The following is a 280-nucleotide window of genomic DNA, read 5'->3' as shown; positions in this document are numbered from 1 at the left end:
CTTGAAGAAGAGATAGGTGGTCCCGAAGAGCTACTTCTGCAAATGAAGATCAATTACTACCCCAAGTGTCCACAGCCAGAGTTAGCGCTTGGCGTTGAAGCTCATACAGATGTAAGTGCCCTCACCTTCATCCTCCACAACATGGTGCCGGGCCTGCAACTCTTCTACAACAACAAGTGGGTGACAGCAAAATGCGTGCCAAATTCCATCATCATGCACGTCGGCGATACCATTGAGATCCTGAGCAATGGCAAGTACAAGAGTATTCTGCATCGGGGAC

General features: G+C 49.3%; 1 protein-coding gene. It reads left to right on the top strand.

Features of this window, described 5'->3' with window-relative positions:
- A partial coding sequence (locus C6N31_RS47350) for a 2OG-Fe(II) oxygenase family protein (protein WP_198359715.1) occupies positions 1–280 on the top strand: 280 nt, incomplete at both ends.

The sequence above is a fragment of the Streptomyces fildesensis genome (assembly GCF_016107395.1).
Classification (GTDB): domain Bacteria; phylum Actinomycetota; class Actinomycetes; order Streptomycetales; family Streptomycetaceae; genus Actinacidiphila; species Actinacidiphila fildesensis.
Note: the sequence above shows the minus strand (reverse complement) of the source record. Positions and strands in the feature narration are given on the sequence as shown.